Consider the following 1,150-nt stretch of genomic DNA (forward strand, 5'->3'; position numbering starts at 1 on the left):
TTTTCCTTCCTGCTAAACGGGGTTTAACATCGTTACTTCGTGTCAGCTCAGGCTGCCCGGTAATGCTCCTGCCGGAACAACATGGCCCAGATAATCCGTGCCAGCTTGTTGGCGGTGGCCACGGCAGCACGCTGCTTGCCTCGGCGTTCGACCAGTTGCTTGACCCAGAGCGATAACCGGTCTGTGGCCTTGTTCAGGTGCCGGATAATCGACCAGGCTCCCTGGACCAGCAACGTCCGTAGATAACCATTGCCGCGTTTGGTAATGCCGCCCAACTTCTGTTTGCCGCCACTGGAATGCTCTTTCGGTACCAGCCCGAGGTTGGCCGAGAAGTGCCGGGCATTACGGTACTGACTGCCATTGCCGACAAAGGCCACCATGGCGGTCGCGGTGACTGGGCCCACGCCCCGGATGTCGGCCAGCCGGGTGCAGGCTTCATTGCCACGGCATTTTCGGCGAATGTCTTTATCCACCTTCTGAATCGTCTCATCCAGTTGCTGCCATTCTTCCATAATGTCACGGCAATAAGCTCGTGCCAGCGGTGTCAGCTCGTTGCTCGCCTCTTCCAGCAGCAGGGGCATAGCCTGCTTCAATGTGTCTCTGCCGCCTGGCAGCACAATATCGTACTCATTCAGCAGTCCCCGCAACTGGTTAATCAACCGGGTTCGCTCGCCCACACGACGCTCTCGCAGCCGGTGTGTCAGGCTGATATCGGTCTGCTCCAGCGTGCGCGGCTGCACGAACGTCATGTTGGGGCGCCGTGCCGCTTCGCAGATGGCAAAGGCATCGTTGCGGTCATTCTTGTTACCTTTAACGAACGGTTTGACATGCTGGGGTGGCAATAACATCACCCGGTGCCCCCGCTGCTGCAGGGTGCGGCCCCAGTAATTGGAGCCGCAGCAGGCTTCCATCGCAATGGGAACCTGAGGGTACTGGCTAAGCAGCTCCAGCACCTTGTCCCGGGCCACTTTGCGGTTGAACGCCGTCTTGCCAGCCTGGTTGACGCCACAAACCTGAATCACATTCTTTGCCAAATCGAGACCAATGAGCGTAATGTTCATAGTGGACACCTTTTGTGGATATTTGAGCCTCAACCCAAATATGGCGCATCGCGACGCCGGTTACACAAGAGGTGTCCATCTCATCATCC

The 1,150-nt window shown here is 57.6% G+C and carries 1 protein-coding gene; it reads right to left on the reverse strand.

What is annotated here, in order from left to right; translation table 11 throughout:
• Positions 1–47: 47 nt before the first annotated feature.
• The gene (locus Q9290_RS16455) at positions 48–1,061 is read right to left on the reverse strand and encodes an IS110 family RNA-guided transposase (protein ID WP_306080725.1); all 1,014 of its coding nucleotides are present in this window, start codon (positions 1,059–1,061) and stop codon (positions 48–50) included.
• Positions 1,062–1,150 lie beyond the last annotated feature (89 nt).

Source organism: Oceanimonas aquatica (assembly GCF_030732065.1).
Classification (GTDB): domain Bacteria; phylum Pseudomonadota; class Gammaproteobacteria; order Enterobacterales; family Aeromonadaceae; genus Oceanimonas.

What these genes read in the sequence shown, in the direction of transcription:
- Q9290_RS16455 (WP_306080725.1), bottom strand. Translation starts at nt 1,061, where the DNA reads ATGAACATTACGCTCATTGGTCTCGATTTGGCAAAGAATGTGATTCAG.